16 protein-coding genes are annotated in these 21867 nt (G+C 53.2%); 10 read left to right on the top strand and 6 right to left on the bottom strand.

Features of this window, described 5'->3' with window-relative positions:
• Positions 1-193 precede the first annotated feature (193 nt).
• From HQ37_RS07910 to HQ37_RS07885, 6 genes are all read left to right on the top strand, one after another.
• Entirely contained in the window at positions 194-466 is a 273-nt protein-coding gene (locus tag HQ37_RS07910) for an HU family DNA-binding protein (RefSeq protein ID WP_036882221.1), read from the top strand.
• Between the two features lie 222 nt (positions 467-688).
• On the top strand, positions 689-2254 hold the full coding sequence (locus tag HQ37_RS07905; RefSeq protein WP_036882217.1) for an Rne/Rng family ribonuclease: 1566 nt from the start codon (positions 689-691) through the stop codon (positions 2252-2254).
• Between the two features lie 89 nt (positions 2255-2343).
• Positions 2344-2964, top strand: a complete 621-nt coding sequence (gene recR / locus HQ37_RS07900; RefSeq protein ID WP_036882215.1) for a recombination mediator RecR — start codon at positions 2344-2346, stop codon at positions 2962-2964.
• A gap of 38 nt (positions 2965-3002) precedes the next feature.
• Positions 3003-3512, top strand: coding sequence for a GNAT family N-acetyltransferase (locus HQ37_RS07895; RefSeq protein WP_081951823.1), 510 nt, complete (start codon positions 3003-3005; stop codon positions 3510-3512).
• Positions 3500-5533, top strand: a complete 2034-nt coding sequence (ligA, locus tag HQ37_RS07890; protein WP_036882210.1) for an NAD-dependent DNA ligase LigA — start codon at positions 3500-3502, stop codon at positions 5531-5533. Before HQ37_RS07895 ends, ligA begins: the two co-directional genes overlap by 13 nt.
• 22 nt (positions 5534-5555) lie before the next feature.
• Positions 5556-7811 carry an inorganic phosphate transporter gene (locus tag HQ37_RS07885; protein ID WP_036882208.1) on the top strand — a complete coding sequence of 752 codons (2256 nt, stop codon included), beginning with the start codon at positions 5556-5558 and terminating at the stop codon, positions 7809-7811.
• 173 nt (positions 7812-7984) lie between these two features.
• Here the strand turns inward: HQ37_RS07885 and HQ37_RS07880 are convergent, their stop codons facing one another.
• Positions 7985-8479 (bottom strand): DNA-binding protein, encoded by a 495-nt coding sequence (locus HQ37_RS07880; protein ID WP_036882205.1) that lies wholly within the window; start codon positions 8477-8479, stop codon positions 7985-7987.
• A 493-nt stretch (positions 8480-8972) separates the two neighbouring features.
• Here HQ37_RS07880 and HQ37_RS07875 point away from each other — a divergent pair, with 493 nt between their 5' ends.
• From HQ37_RS07875 to lpxB, 4 genes are all read left to right on the top strand, one after another.
• A complete protein-coding gene (locus tag HQ37_RS07875; RefSeq protein ID WP_036882202.1) occupies positions 8973-10514 on the top strand; it encodes a glycine--tRNA ligase in 1542 nt (513 codons plus the stop codon).
• A 69-nt stretch (positions 10515-10583) separates the two neighbouring features.
• A complete protein-coding gene (locus HQ37_RS07870; protein WP_036882200.1) occupies positions 10584-11114 on the top strand; it encodes a hypothetical protein in 531 nt (176 codons plus the stop codon).
• 10 nt (positions 11115-11124) lie between these two features.
• Complete coding sequence (gene surE / locus HQ37_RS07865; protein WP_036882196.1) at positions 11125-11889, top strand: 5'/3'-nucleotidase SurE; 765 nt, start codon at positions 11125-11127, stop codon at positions 11887-11889.
• A 21-nt stretch (positions 11890-11910) separates the two neighbouring features.
• Positions 11911-13068 (top strand): lipid-A-disaccharide synthase, encoded by a 1158-nt coding sequence (gene lpxB, locus HQ37_RS07860; protein WP_036882192.1) that lies wholly within the window; start codon positions 11911-11913, stop codon positions 13066-13068.
• Between the two features lie 35 nt (positions 13069-13103).
• On the opposite strand, the gene ubiE is transcribed toward lpxB, so the two are convergent.
• The 5 genes from ubiE to carB all read right to left on the bottom strand — a co-directional run bounded on the left by ubiE (position 13104) and on the right by carB (position 21858).
• Positions 13104-13823: a bifunctional demethylmenaquinone methyltransferase/2-methoxy-6-polyprenyl-1,4-benzoquinol methylase UbiE gene (ubiE, locus tag HQ37_RS07855; protein ID WP_036882189.1), complete on the bottom strand. Its 720-nt coding sequence runs from the start codon at positions 13821-13823 to the stop codon at positions 13104-13106.
• Between the two features lie 10 nt (positions 13824-13833).
• On the bottom strand, positions 13834-14772 hold the full coding sequence (locus HQ37_RS07850; RefSeq protein ID WP_036882187.1) for a phosphoribosylaminoimidazolesuccinocarboxamide synthase: 939 nt from the start codon (positions 14770-14772) through the stop codon (positions 13834-13836).
• Positions 14765-15760, bottom strand: coding sequence for a PhoH family protein (locus tag HQ37_RS07845; RefSeq protein WP_036882185.1), 996 nt, complete (start codon positions 15758-15760; stop codon positions 14765-14767). The genes HQ37_RS07850 and HQ37_RS07845 overlap by 8 nt, the downstream gene beginning before the upstream one ends.
• A complete protein-coding gene (locus tag HQ37_RS07840; protein ID WP_052080866.1) occupies positions 15757-18483 on the bottom strand; it encodes a 4-alpha-glucanotransferase in 2727 nt (908 codons plus the stop codon). The genes HQ37_RS07845 and HQ37_RS07840 overlap by 4 nt, the downstream gene beginning before the upstream one ends.
• A 144-nt stretch (positions 18484-18627) precedes the next feature.
• Positions 18628-21858, bottom strand: a complete 3231-nt coding sequence (gene carB / locus HQ37_RS07835; protein WP_036882183.1) for a carbamoyl-phosphate synthase (glutamine-hydrolyzing) large subunit — start codon at positions 21856-21858, stop codon at positions 18628-18630.
• Between the last annotated feature and the right edge of the window lie 9 nt (positions 21859-21867).

Below are 21867 nucleotides of genomic sequence, written 5' to 3'. Positions count from 1 at the left end.
GGCCTAGAGAAAAGTTGGGTTTCAAATCCCCAGCAAAAGTATTCTTCGCTGCTATAAAGTAAATTTGCACTTGATACTTGAACCTGCACTCAACCCTTTTGTCGCTGATGCAAAGGCTTTATCGAATATTTGTTCTATATTTGCACAGCAAAAAAAGAGATATCTATTCATCAATAAATAACGAGTATAAACTATGACTAAAGCAGAAGTTGTAACAGACATCGCTAAGGCCACTGGTATCGACAGAGAGACGACTATGAAGGTAGTCGAGGCTTTTATGGACTCAGTCAAGGGCTCTCTGATCAAGGGGGAGCATGTGTACCTTCGTGGATTTGGTAGCTTCATCATCAAGGAGCGTGCAGAGAAAACCGCCCGCAACATTTCCAAGAAGACTACGATCATTATCCCTAAGAGACGTATCCCTGCCTTCAAGCCCTCGAAGCTCTTCTCTACTCAGGTGAAGTAATTAGTATTATCACATAATAAATTTATTAGACAACATGCCAAGCGGAAAGAAAAGAAAGCGCCATAAGATGGCCACGCACAAGCGTAAGAAGAGACTGAAGAAGAACCGTCATAAGAAGAAAAAGTAAGTCTCGTAGAATAAGGGGTCATGGGCAGAATGCTTTGCCTAAACCCCTTATACTCTATTTGTATAGAACAACCCTCATAACTCATTCAACCAAAGATGACCAGCGATCTTATAGTCGATGTGTCGGCTCGTGAGATATCCATGGCTGTCCTAGAGGATCAGAAGCTCGTCGAGCTCCAACGGGAGCGTCGAGATCTAGCCTTTGCCGTCGGAGATATATACCTCGGTCGAGTCAAGAAGGTCATGCCTGGGCTCAATGCCGCCTTTGTTGATGTGGGTTACAAGAAGGATGCTTTCCTACACTATCTGGACCTCGGACAGGTCTATGGGGCTCAACAGAAGCTCCTCGAGATCATTGATAAGCAACGAGCCATCCCTCCACTCAGCAAGGTCGTTAGTGCTCATCAGGATCTGCCCAAAGAGGGCAAGATCGCAGACCATATCCGTGGGGGACAGTATGTCCTGGTGCAGATCGTCAAAGAGCCAATCTCGACCAAGGGGCCACGCCTGTCGGCAGAGATCTCTCTCGCAGGACGCAACCTCGTCCTAGTTCCTTTCACGGATAAAGTTTCTGTCAGCAGCAAGATTAAGTCTTCTGAGGAGCGTGCTCGCCTCAAGCAGCTCATGCTCAGTATCAAGCCCAAGAACTTTAGCGTTATCGTGCGCACCTCGGCCGAGGGTAAGAAAGCCTCCGAGCTGGACCAAGAGCTCCGCAAGCTAGTTCGCCGATGGGAAGAGAGCCTGAACAAGCTCAGTAAAGCTGTCAAAGCCCCCAAGATCATCTATGAGGAGGCTAGCCGTGCACTGGGAGTGCTGCGAGATACTTTCAATCCTTCGTTTCAGAGCATTCAGGTCAATGACAAGGACTTTTACGAGGATATACGGGAGTATGTGGCTCAGATAGCTCCTGGACGGGAAGAGATTGTTAAGCTCTACAATGGCCAAGTCCCTATCTTCGACGAGACTGGGGTTACCAAGCAGGTCAAGGCCCTCTTCGGCCGTACGGTTACCTACAAGAGCGGGGCTTATCTAGTCATCGAGCAAACTGAAGCCATGCACGTCGTGGATGTCAATAGTGGCAATCGCTCTCGTAATAGTTCCGAGCAGGAGACCACGGCCGTAGATGTTAATATGGCCGCTGCCGAAGAGCTCGCTAGACAGCTTAGACTTAGAGACCTCGGGGGTATCATCGCCGTAGACTTCATTGACATGCATGAGCCCAAGAACCGCCAGCTGCTACACGAGCATATGGTGAAGCTCATGTCTGGCGATAGAGCTCGGCACAACGTCCTACCGCTGAATAAATTTGGGGTGATGATGATTACCCGACAGCGTGTGCGCCCAGAGATGCGTATCATCACTGAGGAGAAGTGCCCCACCTGTATGGGTACGGGCAAGATGAAGTCCTCGGTGCTCTTTACCGATCAGATCGAGGCCAAACTACTAGAGCTTGTAGCAAAGCAACATCTTACTTACATCAACGTACATGTGCACCCCTATGTGGCTGCATATCTCAAAAAAGGATTACTCCTCTCCATTGCTCGCCAGTGGAAGCTCAAGATAGCACGTGGTATACGTGTTACCCCGAACCAAAGCTTGGCCTTCCTGGACTACAAGTTCCTCGACAAGGAGGGCAATGATATAGAGCTTACGGAGGACTAAGTCCAACTATTACCCAAGGTCGGTAAGCAAACACTCGCTGTGGCTTACCGACCTTGTAGTTTTGTAGCGTATCTGTCAAATATCTACTCATGATCTCATACCCTTCTAAGCTCGTCGAGCGAGCTGTCGAGCAGCTATCCACGCTACCGGGCATTGGTCGCAAGACTGCCCTGCGCCTAGCCCTACATCTGCTCTCTCGACCCTCAGCCGATACTGAAGCTTTCGCCTCGGCTCTGCTACAGATGCGGCGAGATATTGTCTATTGTCAGCGATGCCACAATATCAGCGATACCCCTCTGTGCTCCATCTGCAGCAATCCCTCTCGGGACGATCGTTTGCTGTGCGTGGTGCAGCATGTGGGGGATGTCATTGCGATAGAGAATACGGGGCAATATCGGGGGCTCTACCATGTCTTGGGTGGTGTTATATCGCCTATAGATGGCATTGGACCTCAGGATCTGACCATTGAGCCCCTCATTGCTAGGGCTCGTGCTGGGGAGGTAGACGAGATCATCCTAGCTCTTGGGACGACGATGGAGGGTGAGACGACAAATTTCTTCATCTACAGAAGTCTTGAGGCTACACCAGTCAAGGTCTCAGTTCTCTCCCGAGGTGTAGCTATCGGGGACGAGATTGAGTATGCAGATGAGGTTACACTCGGACGTTCTATCCTGGGGCGTACGGACTTCGAGCAGGCCATCCGCTTCTAACTCTCGGTATTACTCTCGAATTGTATTATCTTAGCGGCATGAACGCTTCGCAGATATGCTTGCGCTCCATTGAGCTGACAGACGCACCACTCTTGCTCCGCTGGGAGAATGACCCCAAGGCCTGGGCAAGCTCTGGCTCGTATAACCCTCTCTCTAGTGCTTTTGTGGAGGCTTATGTTCTCTCGAGCAATGTTTCCCTCGTAGAGCGAGGGCAGATGTCTCTAGTCATACAAATGCAGGACGAGGCTGTCGGCTATGTACAAGTTTCAGACTACAATGCTGTCGAGCGTCGGGCTGCTCTCGGGGTCTATATCGCCGAGCTGCATCGGGGGCGTGGCATTGCCACCGAAGCCATCAGGGAGCTAATTCAATATCTGCGCCAGCGAATGCGCTGCGAGCACCTCTACGCTACGATGCTCGAGTCTAATACCATATCTCAGCATTTATTTCTCAAACTGGGTTTTGTACATACGGCTTCGCTGCCCCATTGGCAGTGGACGGGTGAGCGTTATGAGGCCCTGTATTACTACCAACTATGGAGCGAGTAAAGGAAGAGATCGAGCGGCTACGATACCTCCTCGAGGAACATAACCACCGCTACTACGTCCTCTCAGACCCCAGTATATCCGACCAGGAATACGATGCCCTCATGCATCGCCTTGAGGAGCTCGAGGCTCAGCATCCTGAGCTGATCACTCCCCATTCACCTACCCAGCGAGTGGGGAGTGATCGAACAGAGGGCTTCGCCACCATAACGCATCGCTATCCGATGCTCTCGCTGAGCAATACCTATAGCTATGACGAGGTCAAGGACTTCTATGAGCGTGTCTGTCGAGAGATCGGCCGAGATGTCGAGGTCGTGGCTGAGCTCAAATACGATGGTCTCTCGATCTCGCTCGTCTATGAGGATGGGGTGCTGAGTCGAGCCGTTACTCGAGGGGACGGTCGGCTGGGCGATGACGTTACGGCCAATGTGCGTACCATTCGCTCGATCCCTCTACGCCTACAAGGCGAGGGATACCCTAGGGAGCTTGAGGTGCGGGGCGAGATCTTGCTGCCTTGGGTCGAGTTTGAACGTATCAATCAAAGCCGTATAGCCGAGGATGAGCCTCCCTTTGCGAACCCCCGCAATGCTGCCAGCGGTACACTCAAGCAGCTAGATCCCAAGGTCGTGGCGGCCAGGAAGCTGGATGCCTACCTCTACCACGTGCCAGGTGAGCAGCCTGAGCTACCCCATACGCATTACGAGCGGTTGGCGTGCTGTCGTCGCTGGGGCTTGAAGGTTTCGCATGCGACACATCTATGTCATTCGCTTGAGGATATATTGGCCTTCTTGGATCATTGGGATGCTGCTCGCTCTCATGAGCCTGTGGCTACCGATGGTGTCGTACTCAAGGTCAATTCGATCGCAGAGCAAGAGGAGCTAGGGTATACGGCCAAGAGCCCTCGCTGGGCGATTGCCTACAAGTTTAAGGCGGAGCAAGTGCAGACTGAGCTACTCTCAGTGGACTATCAAGTTGGGCGTACGGGGACGATTACCCCTGTGGCTAATCTTGCTCCTGTTGCGATCTCGGGGACTATCGTGCGTAGGGCTTCGCTGCACAATGCAGACTTCATTGCCTCGCTCGATCTACATCTAGGCGATACGGTTGCGGTGGAGAAGGGGGGCGAGATCATCCCCAAGATCGTCTCCGTCGTTCCCTCGCTGCGCTCAGTCTCTGCCCCTCGGGTTGGCTTCCCCAGTGTATGCCCAGCCTGTGGTACAGCTCTAGAGCGTATTGCTGGCGAGGCTGCTTACTTCTGCCCTGCTCGTAGCTCCTGTCCTGAGCAGCAGAGAGGTCGGGTAGAGCACTTCTGCTCTCGCAAAGCAGCTGATATTCGCATCGGTCCAGAGACGATTGACTTGCTTTTTGAGCATGGTTTGCTCTCGGATATCGGTGGGCTGTATGCACTAGAGGAGGAGCAATTGCTCGGCCTGCCAGGCTTTCAGCGTCGTAGTGCAAGCAACCTAGTGCGTAGCATTGAGGAAAGCCGAGAGCGCAGCTACTCGAGCATTCTCTTTGGCCTAGGCATTCGCTTTGTCGGTGAGACAACGGCCAAGACGCTTGCTCGTGCCTACCCCTCTATCGACGAACTCTCTGCTGCCTCGCAGGAGGATCTGTGTGCTGTGCCTGAGATTGGCCCTGTGATCGCTGGCAGCGTAGTGGACTTCTTCGCCCAGCAGAGCAATAGGTCTCTGATCGAAACCCTACGAGGAGCAGGCGTACAGCTGTCCCGTGAGGTTACGGAGCAGTCTGATTCGGGGGCAGAGAGTGTGCTCAGTGGCCTCAGCATTGTGATTAGTGGAGTCTTCGCTCTGCATACTAGAGACGAATACAAGGCACTCATTGAGCGACTCGGGGGCAAGATCTCCTCGGCCATATCGTCCAAGACAGACTACGTCCTGGCTGGAGAGAAGATGGGCCCAGCCAAGCTGGCTAAAGCCGAGAGCCTAGGGGTGCGCATCTTGGACGAAGCAGCCTTCCTGGCACTCATCGAACAAGGGACAGACGACAAGCATAAACATTAACATAATAACTGGTTAAAGAAGTATGGAAATCATTTTTACCTGTATCTTGATTTTCTTGGCAGTGCTAGCGATCTTTGATCTGACCGTAGGGGTCAGCAACGATGCTGTGAACTTTCTCAACTCTGCCATCGGAGCCAAGGCAGCACCTTTTAAGGTTGTCCTTATGGTGGCTGCCGTGGGGGTCTTCCTCGGAGCTTCTCTGAGTAATGGGATGATGGAGGTTGCCCGCAATGGGATCTATCACCCGGAGTTCTTTACGTTTGAGGAGGTGATGATCATCTGTTTGACAGCGATGGTGGCGGACGTTATTCTGTTGAATATCTTCAACTCTCTTGGGCTTCCCACCTCGACGACTGTATCGCTGGTGTTCAATCTTCTAGGGGCATCCTTCTGTGTGTCTCTGCTCAAGATCTCGGCCGACGAGACAGGCACACTAGAGCTGATGCAGCTGATCAATACGTCCAAGGCTCTGCAGGTGATCATTGCGATTTTCATGTCGGTGGTGGTTGCCTTCTTCTTTGGTTCTTTGGTTCAGTATATTACTCGTGTGATCTTCACCTTCAACTACAAGCGTAATCTGCGTTATTTTGCGGGGGTATTTGGGGGGATTGCCATTACGTCGATCATCTACTTCATGCTGATCAAGGGGCTAAAGGATGCGGCCTTTATGACGAAAGATATGAAGACCTGGGTCGCTGAGAATACAGGTATGCTGCTGCTGGTGATCTTTGCGGTCTCGGCAGTAGTGATGCAGGCCTTGCATTGGTTCAAGGTAAATATCTTCAAGATCATCATCTTGGCCGGTACACTGGCTCTCTCGATGGCCTTTGCGGGTAATGACCTGGTGAACTTCATCGGAGTCCCTCTGTCGGGTCTCTCGGCCTATACCGACTATATGGCTCATGGTAATGGGGCATACGACACCTACCTCATGGCCGCCAACAACGAACCTGCAGCCACACCCATCTATTACCTTCTCGGCTCGGGGCTTGTGATGGTACTGGCCCTAGTCTTCTCCAAGCAGTCGCAAAACGTGATCAAGACCTCGGTCAATCTGTCTCGCCAAGATGATGGCGAGGAGACCTTCGGCTCGTCGCGCATTGCTCGAGGCCTGGTGCGCTTGAGCAGCAGTATTGCCCAGGCCATCGATCGTGTTATGCCCCGTAGGGTGGAGCGATGGCTAGAGAGCCGTTTTAATAAGGAGGAGATTATCTTGGAGCAGGGCGCGGCCTTCGACCTTGTTCGCGCCTCGGTCAATCTAGTCTTGGCGGGCCTCTTGATCGCCATCGGTACATCGATGAAGCTACCTCTGTCTACGACCTATGTAACCTTCATGGTGGCTATGGGTAGCTCCCTGGCGGATAGGGCCTGGGGTCGTGAGAGCGCAGTGGGTCGTCTGACGGGTGTCATGTCTGTGATCGGTGGATGGTTCGTAACGGCTGGGGCAGCCTTCTTCATTGCTGCGCTGGTGGCTTGTCTGATGTACTTTGGTGGTTTCGTGGCCATGGTGGTGCTGGTAGCCTTTACGATCTTCCTGCTCTTCAACAATCACCTCATCTCGAAGAAGAAGGCGGACGAGGACGACAAGCTCTTCATCGAGATCCTCAACAGCGAAGATCCCGAGGAGATGTGGCCCTTGCTCTCTAAGCATGTACGTCAGACGCAGAGCATTCTGCTGGAGCGTGTTGTCGAGGACTACAGAGACCTAACGGATGCGTTCATCGCTGAGGACTTCAAGACGTTGCGCAAGCTACAGGCAGCCACCGAGGAGCATAAGCGTTCGTTCAAAACACGTAGACGTAAGGAAACGATTTGCCTGCGCCGAATGCCTACAGATGCTTTGCTGGAGAAGAATATGTGGTTTCACCTCGGCAGCAACGCCTGTCTACAGATGATCTATGCGATAGAGCGCTCGTGCGAGGTGTGCATCGAGCATGTGGGCAACAACTTCAATCCGCTGCCCGAGCAGCACGCAGCGGAGTTCTTGCCCGTACGTGATGAAGTATTGGCCTATCTGAATGAGGCCCACCAGCTCATCTTGGGTGACGAAGACCTCAAGACCAAGGAGGTCAAGAGTATGGGTAAGTCCCTGCGCAACAAGGTCAAGGAGATGCGTAAAACACAGATGAAGCGCACGCACAAGAGCGACAAGGATACCTTCAAGGTATCGATCGTTTACATGAACATGCTTCAGGAGACGAGCGAGATCTTGACCAATCTGCGCCACTTGATCAGCTATAGTCAGAGCCTACAAGAAGACTCGGACGATATAGACTAGCCCTATTGCGGGCCGAATGCCTCTGCCTAGCGAGCCAAACGACTAGAGCCTCATCGTCCGAGGCTCTAGTCGTCTCGTTTGGATGTAAGGTGTACGAATAGCAAAACCACCCGATGGAGAGCCAGCAGAGGTTCGTCTCATCGGGTGGTTTGCTTGATGGGTGTCGGCCCAACCTACAGCCCTATGTGCCCATTATCGGGTGGGGTTGTTGGGGATGAACCTCCCTCTTGGGGCTTGCCAGCCTTGCCCTTCTTGGGCTTGGGGATAATACGTTCGTAGCTCACTTCCTCGGGAAGTAGGCGAAAGTAGGTAGAGTTAGGTCTCAGGTTGATGCGTGGTTCGGTGATGTGAATGTTGGCATTGAACTCCGAGCCCTGTAGGACGACCTTGCTCTTGAACGAAGGTGAGAGCGTGCCCAAACGTCCGAAGTCCACAATGTCGCCATTGGCCACGAGGTCTCGTGCCATATCGGCTGCCAGGTTGAGTACACTCTGTACCTCCATGTAGTTGAGCGTGGTGTCTTTGGCTACAAGCTCACAGAAGCGTTCGAAGCTCACACGGTGTCTGCCGGATGGGGTAGCCTGGATGACCACCTTACCTTTGTTGGGCCCGATGCCGACCTTGCGTTCGCCTAGGGTATAACCTAGGGGTTTATTTTTTTTAGACATAATTATTAACGTGTCTCCAGATTGTTATTCCTGCCTCTGTCGGAGACTTTATACAGAGGCGGAGTGTGTTGTCTTTTGTGCCTTCTTAGACCCCTTATAAATAAAGGGTTTGAGTGGGGTGGTGCAAAACGTATACGTTTTACGCCCAAAACGTATACGTTTTCGGCCTGAAACGTATACGTTTTCGATGCGAAACGTATACCTTTTGACCGCGAAACGTATACCCTTCGTTCGCCAAGGCTATACCTTGCTTCCATTTAGGGTCAAAGTTAACATCTTAGATCCAATTCTATGCCTCCACCAGGACTCTATTATATCCGGAGCATCCCTCTAGTTCGATGCGACATAGACCCCGATCCTACAGCTGGAGCTGATGGGTGTATCATACCGAAATAAATGGCTATTTTTGTGGCTCAGTAGCCCGTACCTAACCCATCGAGCAAAGCCTCGGCCAGGCAAGGGCAGATGATAGAACAATTATATTACAACATCAATGGCACAACAAGAAGATTTGTTTAAGAAGGTCGTTTCACACTGCAAGGAGTACGGCTTTGTATTCCCCTCGTCAGAGATCTACGATGGCCTCGGAGCGGTCTATGACTACGGACAGTTGGGTAGCGAGCTCAAAAACAATATCAAGAGATATTGGTGGGAGGCCATGACCCTCCTACAAGAGAATGTCGTAGGGATCGACTCGGCCATCTTCATGCATCCAACGATCTGGAAAGCCTCTGGACACGTGGACGCCTTTAACGATCCGCTCATTGACAATAAGGATTCGAAGAAAAGGTATCGTGCCGACGTGCTCATCGAAGATCATTTGGCCAAGATAGACGATAAGATTGCCAAGGAGATAGCCAAGGCTGCCAAGCGGTTTGGTGAGAGCTTCGACGAGGCACAGTTCCGTGCCACCAACGCTCGGGTTCTAGAGTATCAGGCCAAGAGAGATGCCCTGCATAGCCGCTTCGCACAGGCACTCAATGAGGGTAACCTAGACGAGCTTCGGCAGATCATCCTAGATAACGAGATCGTCTGTCCGATCTCGGGCACGCGCAACTGGACAGAGGTGCGACAGTTCAACCTTATGTTCTCCACCGAAATGGGCTCGACGGCCGACGGAGCGATGAAGGTTTACCTGCGCCCCGAGACTGCTCAGGGCATCTTCGTCAACTACCTCAACGTACAGAAGACTGGACGTATGAAGATCCCCTTCGGCATCGCTCAGATCGGTAAGGCATTTAGAAACGAGATCGTAGCACGTCAGTTTATCTTCCGCATGCGAGAGTTTGAGCAGATGGAGCTACAGTTCTTCGTCCGTCCAGGTGAGGAGCTTCGCTGGTTTGACTACTGGAAGCAGCTGCGCCTACGTTGGCATTTGGCCCTTGGCTTGGGCAAGCAAAAGTACCGCTACCACGATCATGAGAAGCTGGCACACTATGCCAATGCTGCTACAGACATTGAGTTCGAGATGCCCTTCGGCTTCAAAGAGGTTGAGGGTATCCATAGCCGTACGGACTTCGACCTCAAGCGGCACGAAGAGTTCAGCGGCAAGAAGCTCCAGTACTTCGACCCAGAGCTCGGCGAGAGCTACGTCCCCTACGTCGTCGAGACCTCTATCGGTGTCGATCGTATGTTCCTCAGTCTCATGTGTGGCGCATATGATGAGGAGGCTCTAGAGGGCGGTGATAGCCGTGTCGTGCTGCACTTGCCCGCTGCGCTTGCTCCGATCAAGTTGGCCGTATTGCCCTTGGTGCGCAAGGACGGATTAGACGAGCAAGCCCGTCAGATCTACAACGATCTGCGCTTTGACTTCAACTGTGCCATAGACGAGAAGGACTCCATCGGCAAGCGTTACCGCAGACAGGATGCCATCGGTACGCCCTATTGTATCACCGTCGACCATCAGACCCTCGAGGACGGTACAGTAACTCTGCGCCACAGAGATACCATGCAGCAGGAGCGCATCGCTATCGATGCCCTCTCGAGCACCATCTCTGCTGCCGTGTCGATGAAGACCCTACTCAAGAAGATCTAAACTTGTACCGAATGCTTCGCTCTATGAGCTCCATGCCATGAGCGAGGCATTCACCGATATTCAATAGATATGATGACGTTCAAGAAACTATGCCTCCTCGGAGCAGCTCTGCTGGCCTTGGGGCTCAGTACGACAGGATGCAATCAGACAATAGACCGCCAGCTCATGCTTAGGGCCGAGAGCGAACGCCTCTTCAAGACCTTTGCCGATAGCACCAGCTACAAGAAGGTATCCATCAACTCTATACAGGGCGACGGATACGTCTATGTCAAGCAGCTCAATGACATTAAGCCCAAGGCGGGCGATCGTATGCCTCTACAGACCGACCGAGTGGTGATACAGTTCAGACAGTATTTCCTCTCCGACTGGGTTACTCACAAGGACAAGGCCGTACCCTTCCGAGACAACTACGAGATCCCTAATCCTCAATCCAAGCCATTGATGCGCGAGATCCCAGGTCTCGCAATCGTTTTGCAACAGATGGTTGTAGGGCAAGAGGTTGCAGTGGCTATCCCATGGCAGCTCTCGGGCGGTAATGATCTGATCATCTCTCCATTTGCGGCCCTATATTCAGTCGTCAAACTCAAGGGCATCGAATAACGTTAGAGTGATGAATCCTATTCGTCCACACATCTTACTCTGCAATGATGATGGCTTCAGAGCGCCTGGTATTCAGCAGCTCTCTACAGCCTTGCTGGCCTTTGCCGATGTAACCATCGTCGCCCCCGAAGGGCCTCGCTCGGGCTTCTCCTCGGCCATTACATCCAATCATCCCCTACGTCTCAAGCCTCGTTACGAGGGCAATGGCCTGCGTGTCTATAGTTGCGAGGGTGCTCCTGTAGACTGTGTTAAGCTCGGCCTGCACGCCCTCTTTGCCGATGCAGCCCCCGACCTGGTTATCTCTGGCATCAACCACGGGAGCAATGAGGGTATCTGCGTTCACTATTCGGGCACAGTGGGGGCTGCTCGAGAGGCCTGTATCCAGGGCCTCAAGGCTTTGGCTACATCGATCGACGATACAGCTCTTAGACCCGACTTCGGCGAGGCTATTGCTTATACAATTAGGGTTGCTCGCCAGATGCTCGTGCAGGATATGCCCCGAGGACGTTTCCTCTCGCTCAATGTCCCTCGAGGTGAGGTCAAGGGTTTACGCATCTGTCCGCAGAGCAGTGGTCGCTTCGTCGATGAGTATATGAAGAGCAGTAACGCCCGTGGTCATGATGTCTTTTGGCTGCAAGGCTACCAGCAGCCCGATCGTGAGGGTGCTGAGGACGATCTGCATCTCATGCGTTCGGGCTATGCAACCCTTACACCGCTGATGATTGACCAAACCGATTACGAGCTCTTGCAGGTACTCGAGGGCTCTTTCTGCTAGTCATGGAATTGCTTATAGCTTATGCGCTACTTCCTCGTTGTCGGCGAGGCTTCTGCCGATCTACATGCTTCCAATCTCATTCGAGCCATTAGGGCATTAGATCCAGAGGCGAGCTTTATGTTCATGGGAGGATCTTTGATGCAGGAGGCATCAGGGGTCGCTCCCATCGTTCATTATCGAGAGGTGGCCTTTATGGGTATTCTTCCTGTATTGACACACCTATCTACTATTCGCCATGCAGCCGAGCGGGTACGGGAGGCTATTCGAAGCTTTGCGCCCGCTGTGGTGATCCCTGTAGACTTTGCTGGCTTCAATATGCGCTACATCCTGCCCTATGTCGCAGAAGAAATAGGCTGCCCCATCGTCTACTACATTGCCCCTAAGCTTTGGGCCTGGAAGCGGTGGCGTATCCACAAGCTACGCCGCTACACTCATCTCATGCTCTGTATCCTGCCCTTCGAGGAGGCGTTCTTTGGCCGCTATGGCCTTCGTGCTCAGTATGTAGGCAATCCCTGTGTCGACGCCGTTCGTGCTCATGTGCTCGACCAAGAGGTCGCTCAAGCCCATTCACATCATACCTCTAGGCCGTGTATCGCTATCCTAGCTGGCAGCCGCAGGCAAGAGCTGCGGAGCAATCTTGAGGTCATGCTCACTTCGACAAAGGCTCTCTCGAGCGATTACAATATTGTTATTGCAGGTGCACCAGGGCTTTGTGCGGACGATTACGCACCCTATTTACAGCATTATCCTTGGGCACAGCTCACCTTCGACGCAACTTATTCTATTGTACAGCGAAGTTGTGCAGCTCTAGTTACTTCGGGCACAGCTACGCTCGAGGTCGCCCTGCTTGGTACTCCACTTATTGTCTGCTATCGGATGGGGGGGCAGCGCATTGCCCGATGGGTCTTTGAGCATTGCTTCAGCACGCCCTATATCTCATTGGTAAACCTAATCCTAGGCCGAGCAGCCATCCCTGAGCTCATCGGTGCAGAGGTCAATGCCCCTCGTCTGTCGAGAGAGCTCGCCAAGATCCTCGTCGATGGCCCAACCCGACAAGGGCAGCTAAAAGCTATGCAGGAGCTCCGCCTGCTCTTAGGCGATCAGTATAGCAGCCGAGCGGCTGCCGAAGCCATATTCCAGGAGCTATCGGCAACCGCTTCGTTTGCATCACATAGGTAGAGGCGACTCTTCCCCTAGTAATCTGTTCGTCTAAGCTACTTGATACCCATATAGAGGGTGCACACACCTGGCTTGAAGCTGTGATAGCTAACCTCTCTAAAGCCAGCCTCTACAAATATCTTGGTCATTTGCTCTCGCTGGGGAACTCTCGAGATAGACCTCGGCAGATAACGATAGGCCTCTCCATGATGTGAGATCATTCTCCCTACCAGGGGTATAAATACGCCTGCATGCAGCTTGTAGCCCAGGCGTAGAAGGTAATTTCTTGGCTCTGTTAGCTCCAAGATCATGAAGGGTTTCCCTGGTCGAAGTACTCGATAGATCTCTCGGGCTGCCTGAGGAATATCTTCGAAGTTACGGATGCCAAAGCCAATTGTAACGGCATCGAAGCTATTGTCCGGGTAGGAGAGGGCTGTACAGTCCTCTCGGGAGAACTCAATTACTTGCTCTAGACCCAAATGACGTACCTTCTCTCGACCCATACGCATCATCTCCTCGGATATATCCGTGGCATTGATACGCTCTATGCTGGGGATCTGCTCAAGCAGTTCGATCGCTAGATCGCCCGTACCTGTTGCCACATCGAGAACCTGTTTGGGCTGATACAGAGCCAAACGGTCTATACCCTGCTTGCGCCAGCGTATATCTAGCCCAAGGGAGATGATGCGGTTGAGACGATCATAGCTCGAGGCAATGCTATTGAACATCTGTCGGATATGCTCCGACCTCTTCTCCTCTTCTAGGGGTTTGTCCATAGTAGCGACTTTATAGTGCTGCGAGGATATTGCGCTCGATCCTCTCGGCGATGTCCTCGCTAGAGGCTGGCTCGAAGGGCAGTCCGGTTACCTTCTCGAAGAGTTCTATGTAACGATCCGATACACTCTGACAATACTCAGGTGTCATCTCAGGGATCTGCTCACCAGCTCTACCCTGGAAGCCCCCAGCGATCAGCCATTGGCGCACAAACTCTTTGGAGAGCTGGCGTTGCTCCTCTCCACGCTCGAAGCGTTCTGTGTACCCCTCTAGGTAGAAGTATCTCGAGGAGTCGGGTGTATGGATCTCGTCGATGAGGTAGATCTTGCCATCTTTCTTGCCAAATTCATACTTCGTATCTACGAGGATAAGCCCGCGCTCACGAGCCATCTCCTGCCCACGGGCGAAGAGGCGTTGTGTGTACTCCTCCAGCTGAGCATAGTCTTCGGCAGAGACCAACCCTTGGGCGATGATTTCTTCACGAGAGATATTCTCGTCGTGCCCTTCGTCGGCTTTGGTTGTAGGGGTGATGATAGGGCTCGGGAAGGCTTCATTCTCCCTCATCCCATCGGGCAGACGGATGCCGCAGATCTCCCTCTCGCCCGCAGCGTAGGCCCTCCATGCACTCCCTGTCAAGTAGCCCCTGATGACCATCTCGATCTTGAAGGGCTCGCAGTAATGCCCCAATGAAACCATGGGATCAGGCGTGGAAATGAGCCAGTTGGGTACGATGTCTTTCGTCGCATCGAGGAAGTAGGTGGCTATTTGGTTGAGCACCTGACCCTTAAAAGGAATGCCCTGGGGCAAGATAACGTCAAAGGCAGAGATGCGATCGGTTGCGATCATGGCTACTCGCTCTCCATCGAGGAAGTACACATCCCTTACCTTGCCGTGATATACAGCCTGCTGGCCAGGGAGGTTAAAGTCTGTTTTTACTAATGTCTTATTCATTGTCGTTGTCCTTTACTTGTTCCTGTTCGTTAATTAAGTTATCTCCTTCTTCCTGATCATAAACCTCTACAATACGCTGTACTAGAGGGTGGCGTACGATGTCCGAGGCCTCGAAGCCCACAATACCCACACCCTCTAGAGCAGAGAGCTTGTTTATGGCATCACGTAGGCCTGAATAAATGCCCCTGGGCAAGTCTATCTGACTGATGTCTCCTGTTACGATCATCTTAGCGTTGTTCCCGAGGCGGGTGAGGAACATCTTCATTTGCTGAGGGGTAGTATTCTGCGCCTCGTCGAGGATGATGACGGCATCGTTGAGCGTTCGCCCGCGCATGAAGGCCAAGGGGGCTATTTGGATCACACCCGTATCTAGATAGTCCTTGAGCTTGGTCGCGGGGATGAGTTCGCCTAGAGCATCGTAGAGGGGCTGTAGATACGGATCTAGCTTATCCTTCATCTCCCCTGGGAGGAAGCCAAGCTTTTCACCAGCCTCCACCGCAGGGCGAGAGAGGATGATCCGACGCACTTGTTTACTCTTGAGAGCCTTGACGGCAAGGCAAATAGCGATGAAGGTCTTCCCAGAACCTGCTGGGCCAGTTGCTAGGCAGAGGTCATGCTCGGCAAAGGCCTCTACTAGTCGATGTTGATTGCTCCCTCGTGCATAGATCCCTTTGCCATGTAGGCCGTAGAGAATGAGGGAAGAGGCTCCATGAGGCTTCGCTTCGTGGGAGGCATTTCGTCCTCGAACCGTCTCGATTATTTGCTGTTCGGTGAGCTGGTTGTGCTGGACGCAGAGCTGCTCTAATTGTTCTAGCTTGCTCAGTAAGGCTTCGCCCTCGGCCTGCTCGGCAAGGATTTTGAGGATGTTGCCTTGCTGACGAATTTTCGTCCGAGGGTACAGATTGCCTAGAGTGATCAGATTAGACCGATTAACTCCGACGAATAGCTCTATATCTGCATCTTCTATAACGTAGATTCTCTCTATCATGATAGTGTGGTCCGATCTCTATGTGTTTGCTCTAGAAGGCTTCTGATTTGCCTCTTCCAGAGCGGATAGTTCGAGCGTAGCTGCTCTATGGTCAGAGGCATACGGTACTCCCAACGTTGGTGAGGGTCCTCGGGGTGATTGATCTGCTCCTCCTCGGGGCGAAGTAGGTGTAGCTCCTCGGAGATAGCCATCCAGTCTGATAGGGGCAGTATGGCGAGCATCGAAGCCGAGGCGAGGTGGTTGCGTATTATCGCCTCCATAATCTCTGCTTCGCTTGACTTATCCACCCTAAGCCCGGAGAGGAGGAGCTGTGTCTCTAGGTAGAGGGCTTGTTGCTCAGGGTCTAGATGATGCCACCAGCCTCGTAGCGTCGGCATATCGTGCGTAGAGGTGGTGCATACTGAGCGGTAGGGTAGTCGGCCAAGGTCGGCCCATCCGTGCTCCGTCTCCCCCTTGGGCATACGCTCGAGCTCTAGGGAGAGGATCTGTATATCCTCTAGGACTTGGGGCACGCAGGCGGGTATCATCCCAAGGTCTTCGGCACAGACGAGCATATCTGTACATTCGATCAGAGGGATGAGACGCTCCAGGGCCGTATCTCTCCAAAGGCTATTGTGTACCTCGTAGAAGTAGTGGTGGCAGATCTGCCGCCAAATCTCCTGCATGGCTGGATTCCATAGCTTAAACTGCTTGCTCTCGGTGAAGGCTATGCGAGGGTGGTAGTAGTATGGGCGATGCGTATCTTGTACCAAGGCAACCTCTCTACAGAGCTCCTGAAGTAGCCTGCGAGCCTCACTGCCTCCAGGGATCTCATCGGAGGGCATAGAGGCATAGCTTTGCTGGCGAACGTAACGGAGGGTATAGTACTTGCTCCCCTGGATCGGTACGACCCAACCGCTCTGCTTGAGCCCGTCGAGGTGATGTCCCAAGACCTCCTCTAGCCTCTCCTGAGAGAAGCAAGGCTGTATCAGCTCCTCGATGGAGCAGAAGCGGTCGAAGTGGTCTCTCCAAAACTTGAGGGTCAGTGGCCGAGAGGGGCTGAAGTGTCCGAGGAGGCCAGAGCGTTGATCGCTAGGGATCTCCCAAATGCGGAAGAAACCTAAGATATGGTCAATCCTAAAAGCCTTGAAGTATGTAGACATGCACTCGAAGCGAGAACGCCACCAATTGAGGTCTCGCTGTAGCATATTCGTCCAGTTGTAGGTAGGGAAGCCCCAGTTCTGTCCATCGGTAGCAAATGCATCTGGAGGGGCTCCAGCAGACAGATGGCGATAGAAGAGGTGCGGCTCAGACCAAACGCTGATACTGTGTGGGGCTACCCCGATTGGAATATCTCCCTTGAGTAGTACACCTCGTCCCTCGGCATAGACAGAGACCTCTGCTAGCTGAGTAGAGAGCCAGTACTGGATGTACCGATAGTAGTCGGCCTCCTCATGCCCAAAATCTCGGACGAAGTGTTGTGGCGTTTGCACCTGATCATAGCGAGCGTATGCCCCCCACTGATCGAAGTGCTGATGAGGGTGCTTATCTCTCAGGACGCAGAAGATAGCATAGGGCGTTAGCCAAGTGTGGTGCTTGCGTAGGAAGGTCTTGTAGCTCGTACTCTCTAGCACCTTGCGGCCGTACTCTCGGTAGTGTAGGCGCAGATACTCCTCTTTGAGCTTCATGACCTCGGGGTATAGGTGCGTTGGACTGCGTCTCAGCTCTGCAGCCCTGAGTTCGAATGCCTTCTCGGCCCGTGTGTCTCTCAACCTAGGCATAGCCTTGAGGTCTATGTAGATCGGGTGTAGGGCATCGACAGAGATTGCATTGTAAGGGTAGGAGTCTCTCCAGTCTCGGTAATAGGTTGTGTCGTTGATCGGTAGGATCTGTAAGATGTGGAAGCCGACCTCTGATGCCCAGTCCACAGCTCGGCGGAGCGAACCGAAGTCTCCGATACCATAATCCTCCTCATGCCTTAGAGAGAAGACTGGGATGACAGTCCCCGCTACTCGAGGCTTATGATCACCCTCGTTGAAGAGTAGACCAGCGATATAGATCCCGTCATACTGTCCGAACTCGGGTAGCTGGTAGTGGTGGTCGTCCCCATCCTCCCAGCGACAAATCGCCCCGCTCTCGTCCGTGATGAAGAACTTGAAGTACATATCCCGAGCCGCTTGCTCCGCTCTGTTGATGACGAAGAATGTGATCCACTCACCCTTGCCCATGTAGCTAAATTCGGCAGCCTTAGTTGCATCCCAATGCCCGAGCTTTTGCGTGCTACCCGTTACCTTGAGGTGATGAGCAGAGGGGACTGTCGGGGCGTAGACTTGAAGGACGATGATCTGCTCATCCTCTTGGCGCACCTGAGGCTTGTGCCCACGCACCTCGTGCCGATAGAGCACATCGTAGAAGGCTGAGCTATAGAAGGGGGCATTGCTCGGACGATCTATCCATCGGTCTGTCATCAGCAGGGAGCGAAAGTTATGCTTGATCGAGAGGCGGTGCATACGCTTCCACTCTCGGCGCACAACCTTGCCCCGATCGTCCCTGACGAGGTAGCAATAGGTGAACTCCTTCTTACGCCCATCAATGGGGATAGTGCCTCCCCAGCAATCCTCTTGCTGAGGTGAGAGCTCTATGGCCTGGGTCTCATCCCAGCTGCCGAGCTCCGAGATAGAGCCACTGATATAGAGCTTTTGCCCCCATAGGGCTTTGTATTTAATCGAGAATGTTATGTTCATTTAAGCCGACTAACTGGTGTCCTGCAAAGATACTCTACGGAGCATCCCCTCTTCCTAGACACCTGCGAACCAAGAGTAAGGTCCTGGGGCATATACGCCCAGTACCTCCTCTTTTGCTCTCTAATTGTACTTATCTGTCCTCTACTACTTATACTCCCTCCAACTCTTGATCTGAACGGCCTCTAGAGGGATCGAACAGAAGGCGGTAATGAATGCCGAGGCCAGGCGAGCATTCGTAATCAGAGGGATGTTGAGGTCGATAGAGGCTCGGCGCAGTCGGTAGCCATTAGTCAGCTCTCGAGCGGTAAGGTTCTTGTTGATATTGACAACCATATCAATCTTGCGCTCGTGCAGCAGATCTAGAGCCTGAGGTTGCTTGCCCTCATCACTAGGCCAGTAGACCAGGGTACTCTCGATGCCATTCTCGGCGAGCATGTCATGTGTCCCTTGTGTCGCATAGAGTCTGTAGCCCTTCTCAAATAGGAGCTTGGCTGCATCGAGCATATCTACCTTCTGCTTGTAACCACCTGTCGAGAGCAGGACGCTACGCTCTGGGATGCGATAGCCCACCGAGAGCATGGCTTTGAGGATAGCCTCGTTGGTATCGTCCCCGATGCAGCCCACCTCGCCCGTACTCATCATATCGACGCCCAGGACGGGGTCGGCCTTTTGTAGGCGAGCGAAGGAGAACTGAGAGGCCTTGATCCCGACATAGTCTAGGTCGAAAGCACTCTTGGAGGGCTTCTCTACCGGGAGACCCAGCATGATGCGTGTGGCTAGCTCAATGAAATTGATCTTGAGCACCTTGCTCACAAAGGGGAAGCTACGAGAGGCTCGCAGGTTACACTCGATCACTTTAATATCGTTGCCCTTGGCCAGGAACTGGATATTGAATGGGCCTGAGATATTGAGGGCAACGGCGATTTGTCTGCTGATGCGCTTGATGCGACGAACGGTCTCTACATAGAGTTTCTGCCCAGGGAACTGTATTGTAGCATCTCCCGAATGCACTCCTGCGAACTCGATATGCTCGCTGATGGCGTAGGCAATGATCTCACCATCCCGGGCGACAGCATCGACCTCGACCTCCTTGGCGTGCTCGATGAATTGGCTCACCACGACTGGGTGCTCCTTCGATACATTGGCTGCGAGCTTGAGGAAGCGGTGTAGCTCCTCATCATTGGAGCATACATTCATAGCTGCGCCCGAGAGGACGTAACTGGGGCGAACCAGCACGGGATAGCCCACCTCGGAGACGAAGCTGTCAATATCGTCTAGGCTAGAGAGCTCTCTCCATCGAGGCTGGTCAATGCCTAGGCTATCTAGCATTGCGCTGAACTTGTGCCTGTCCTCGGCTCGGTCGATGCTCTCGGCCTGAGTCCCGAGGATGGGTACGCGCTCGGCATGTAGACGCATGGCCAGGTTGTTGGGGATCTGCCCTCCAGTCGAGAGGATGACTCCACGGGGCCGCTCCAGCTCTAGGATGTCCATGACACGCTCGAAGCTTAGCTCGTCGAAGTATAGGCGATCGCTGATGTCATAATCTGTACTTACCGTTTCGGGATTGTAGTTGATCATGATAGAGCGTAGACCCTCCTTGCGTATCGTATTGAGGGCATTAACGCCACACCAGTCGAACTCCACAGAGCTTCCGATGCGATATGCCCCCGAGCCTAGTACGACTACCGAACGGCCATCGTCCTCGTAGCGAATATCATTGCTCGTACCGCTATAGGTGAGGTAGAGATAGTTGGTCTCTGCTGGGTACTCTGCCGCCAGGGTATCAATCTGCTTGACTACGGGTAGGATGCCCAGGCCCTTACGATAGTGGCGCACGGCCAGGGCAGCATCGGCAGCCTTGAGCTCGGCAGGGAAGTCAAGCATGCGAGCGATCTGAAAGTCCGAGAATCCCTGACGCTTGGCCTGAAGCATAAGCTCGGCCTCGACGGCCTCGAGACTCTTGCACTCGGAGAGCTCATTCGCCGTCTCTACGATGCTCTGGAGCTTGTCGAGGAACCAGCGGTCGATTTTGGTCAGCTGGTGAATATCCTCGACGCTGTAGCCAGAGGCCAGAGCCTGGCTGATGGCGAAGACACGGGTATCGGTAGGCTGCCTGAGGGCGACATCTAGGTCGGCGATGGAGAGCTCCTTGTTGCCAACGAAGCCGTGCATCCCCTGACCGATCATGCGCAGCCCCTTCTGTATGGCCTCCTCGAAGGTGCGGCCGATAGCCATCACCTCACCGACGGACTTCATGCTACTGCCCAGCTCTCGAGACACTCCGTGAAACTTACCCAAGTCCCAACGAGGGATCTTGCAGACGATATAGTCTAGAGCGGGCTCGAAGAAGGCTGGAGTGCTGCGGGTAACAGAGTTCTTGAGCTCAAAAAGTCCATAGCCCAGGCCCAGCTTGGCAGCGACGAAAGCTAGTGGATAGCCCGTAGCCTTCGAAGCCAAAGCAGAGGAGCGAGACAGGCGTGCATTGACCTCGATCACTCGATAGTCCTCGCTCTCAGGGTCTAGGGCGTACTGCACGTTACACTCGCCGACGATCCCGATATGGCGTACGATGCGGATGGCGATCTCTCTGAGCTTATTCAGCTCGCTGTTGGTCAGCGTCTGCGAGGGGGCGATCACGATGCTCTCGCCTGTATGGATGCCGAGGGGGTCGAAGTTCTCCATATTGCAGACCGTGATGCAGTTGTCATACTGGTCTCGGACTACCTCGTACTCAATCTCCTTCCAGCCCTTGAGGCTCTTCTCTACCAGTACCTGAGGGCTGAAGGAGAACGCCTTGGAGCAGAGCTCATCCAGCTCAGCCTCGTTGTCGCAGAAGCCACTACCTAGACCTCCCAGAGCATAGGCAGCTCGTATGATGACTGGATAGCCTAGGGCCGAGGCTGCACGGCGTGCCCCCTCGAGATCCTCCACGGCATGGCTTTGGATGGTCTTGACGTTGATCTCGTCTAGCTTGGTAACGAAGAGGTCTCGATCCTCAGTATTGACGATGGCATCGACCTGCGTCCCCAGCACCTGAACTCCATACTTCTCCAGCACTCCGCTCTTGTGTAGTGCTACACCGCAGTTGAGGGCGGTCTGCCCTCCGAAGGCTAGTAGGATCCCCTCGGGACGCTCCCTCTCGATAACCTTCTCGATGAAGAAGGGGGTTACTGGCAAGAAGTATATCTCGTCGGCAATACCCTCAGAGGTCTGTACGGTAGCGATATTAGGGTTTACGAGGACTGTCTTGATCCCCTCCTCTTTGATGGCCTTGAGTGCCTGTGAGCCAGAGTAGTCAAACTCGCCAGCCTCACCTATCTTGAGTGCCCCCGAGCCAAGCAGAAGCACCTTATTGATCTTGCTCTTGTTGATCATTGCAACTAT

This window comes from Porphyromonas sp. COT-239 OH1446, from assembly GCF_000768875.1.
Lineage (GTDB): Bacteria > Bacteroidota > Bacteroidia > Bacteroidales > Porphyromonadaceae > Porphyromonas.
This window is presented reverse-complemented; position numbering and strand designations above follow the sequence as displayed.

What these genes read in the sequence shown, in the direction of transcription:
- ubiE (WP_036882189.1), bottom strand. Translation starts at nt 13,823, where the DNA reads ATGGACAAACCCCTAGAAGAGGAGAAGAGGTCGGAGCATATCCGACAG.
- HQ37_RS07895 (WP_081951823.1), top strand. Translation starts at nt 3,003, where the DNA reads ATGAACGCTTCGCAGATATGCTTGCGCTCCATTGAGCTGACAGACGCA.
- HQ37_RS07885 (WP_036882208.1), top strand. Translation starts at nt 5,556, where the DNA reads ATGGAAATCATTTTTACCTGTATCTTGATTTTCTTGGCAGTGCTAGCG.
- HQ37_RS07840 (WP_052080866.1), bottom strand. Translation starts at nt 18,483, where the DNA reads ATGAACATAACATTCTCGATTAAATACAAAGCCCTATGGGGGCAAAAG.
- recR (WP_036882215.1), top strand. Translation starts at nt 2,344, where the DNA reads ATGATCTCATACCCTTCTAAGCTCGTCGAGCGAGCTGTCGAGCAGCTA.
- HQ37_RS07905 (WP_036882217.1), top strand. Translation starts at nt 689, where the DNA reads ATGACCAGCGATCTTATAGTCGATGTGTCGGCTCGTGAGATATCCATG.
- ligA (WP_036882210.1), top strand. Translation starts at nt 3,500, where the DNA reads ATGGAGCGAGTAAAGGAAGAGATCGAGCGGCTACGATACCTCCTCGAG.
- HQ37_RS07845 (WP_036882185.1), bottom strand. Translation starts at nt 15,760, where the DNA reads ATGATAGAGAGAATCTACGTTATAGAAGATGCAGATATAGAGCTATTC.
- lpxB (WP_036882192.1), top strand. Translation starts at nt 11,911, where the DNA reads ATGCGCTACTTCCTCGTTGTCGGCGAGGCTTCTGCCGATCTACATGCT.
- HQ37_RS07870 (WP_036882200.1), top strand. Translation starts at nt 10,584, where the DNA reads ATGATGACGTTCAAGAAACTATGCCTCCTCGGAGCAGCTCTGCTGGCC.
- HQ37_RS07850 (WP_036882187.1), bottom strand. Translation starts at nt 14,772, where the DNA reads ATGAATAAGACATTAGTAAAAACAGACTTTAACCTCCCTGGCCAGCAG.
- HQ37_RS07875 (WP_036882202.1), top strand. Translation starts at nt 8,973, where the DNA reads ATGGCACAACAAGAAGATTTGTTTAAGAAGGTCGTTTCACACTGCAAG.
- HQ37_RS07910 (WP_036882221.1), top strand. Translation starts at nt 194, where the DNA reads ATGACTAAAGCAGAAGTTGTAACAGACATCGCTAAGGCCACTGGTATC.
- HQ37_RS07880 (WP_036882205.1), bottom strand. Translation starts at nt 8,479, where the DNA reads ATGTCTAAAAAAAATAAACCCCTAGGTTATACCCTAGGCGAACGCAAG.
- carB (WP_036882183.1), bottom strand. Translation starts at nt 21,858, where the DNA reads ATGATCAACAAGAGCAAGATCAATAAGGTGCTTCTGCTTGGCTCGGGG.
- surE (WP_036882196.1), top strand. Translation starts at nt 11,125, where the DNA reads ATGAATCCTATTCGTCCACACATCTTACTCTGCAATGATGATGGCTTC.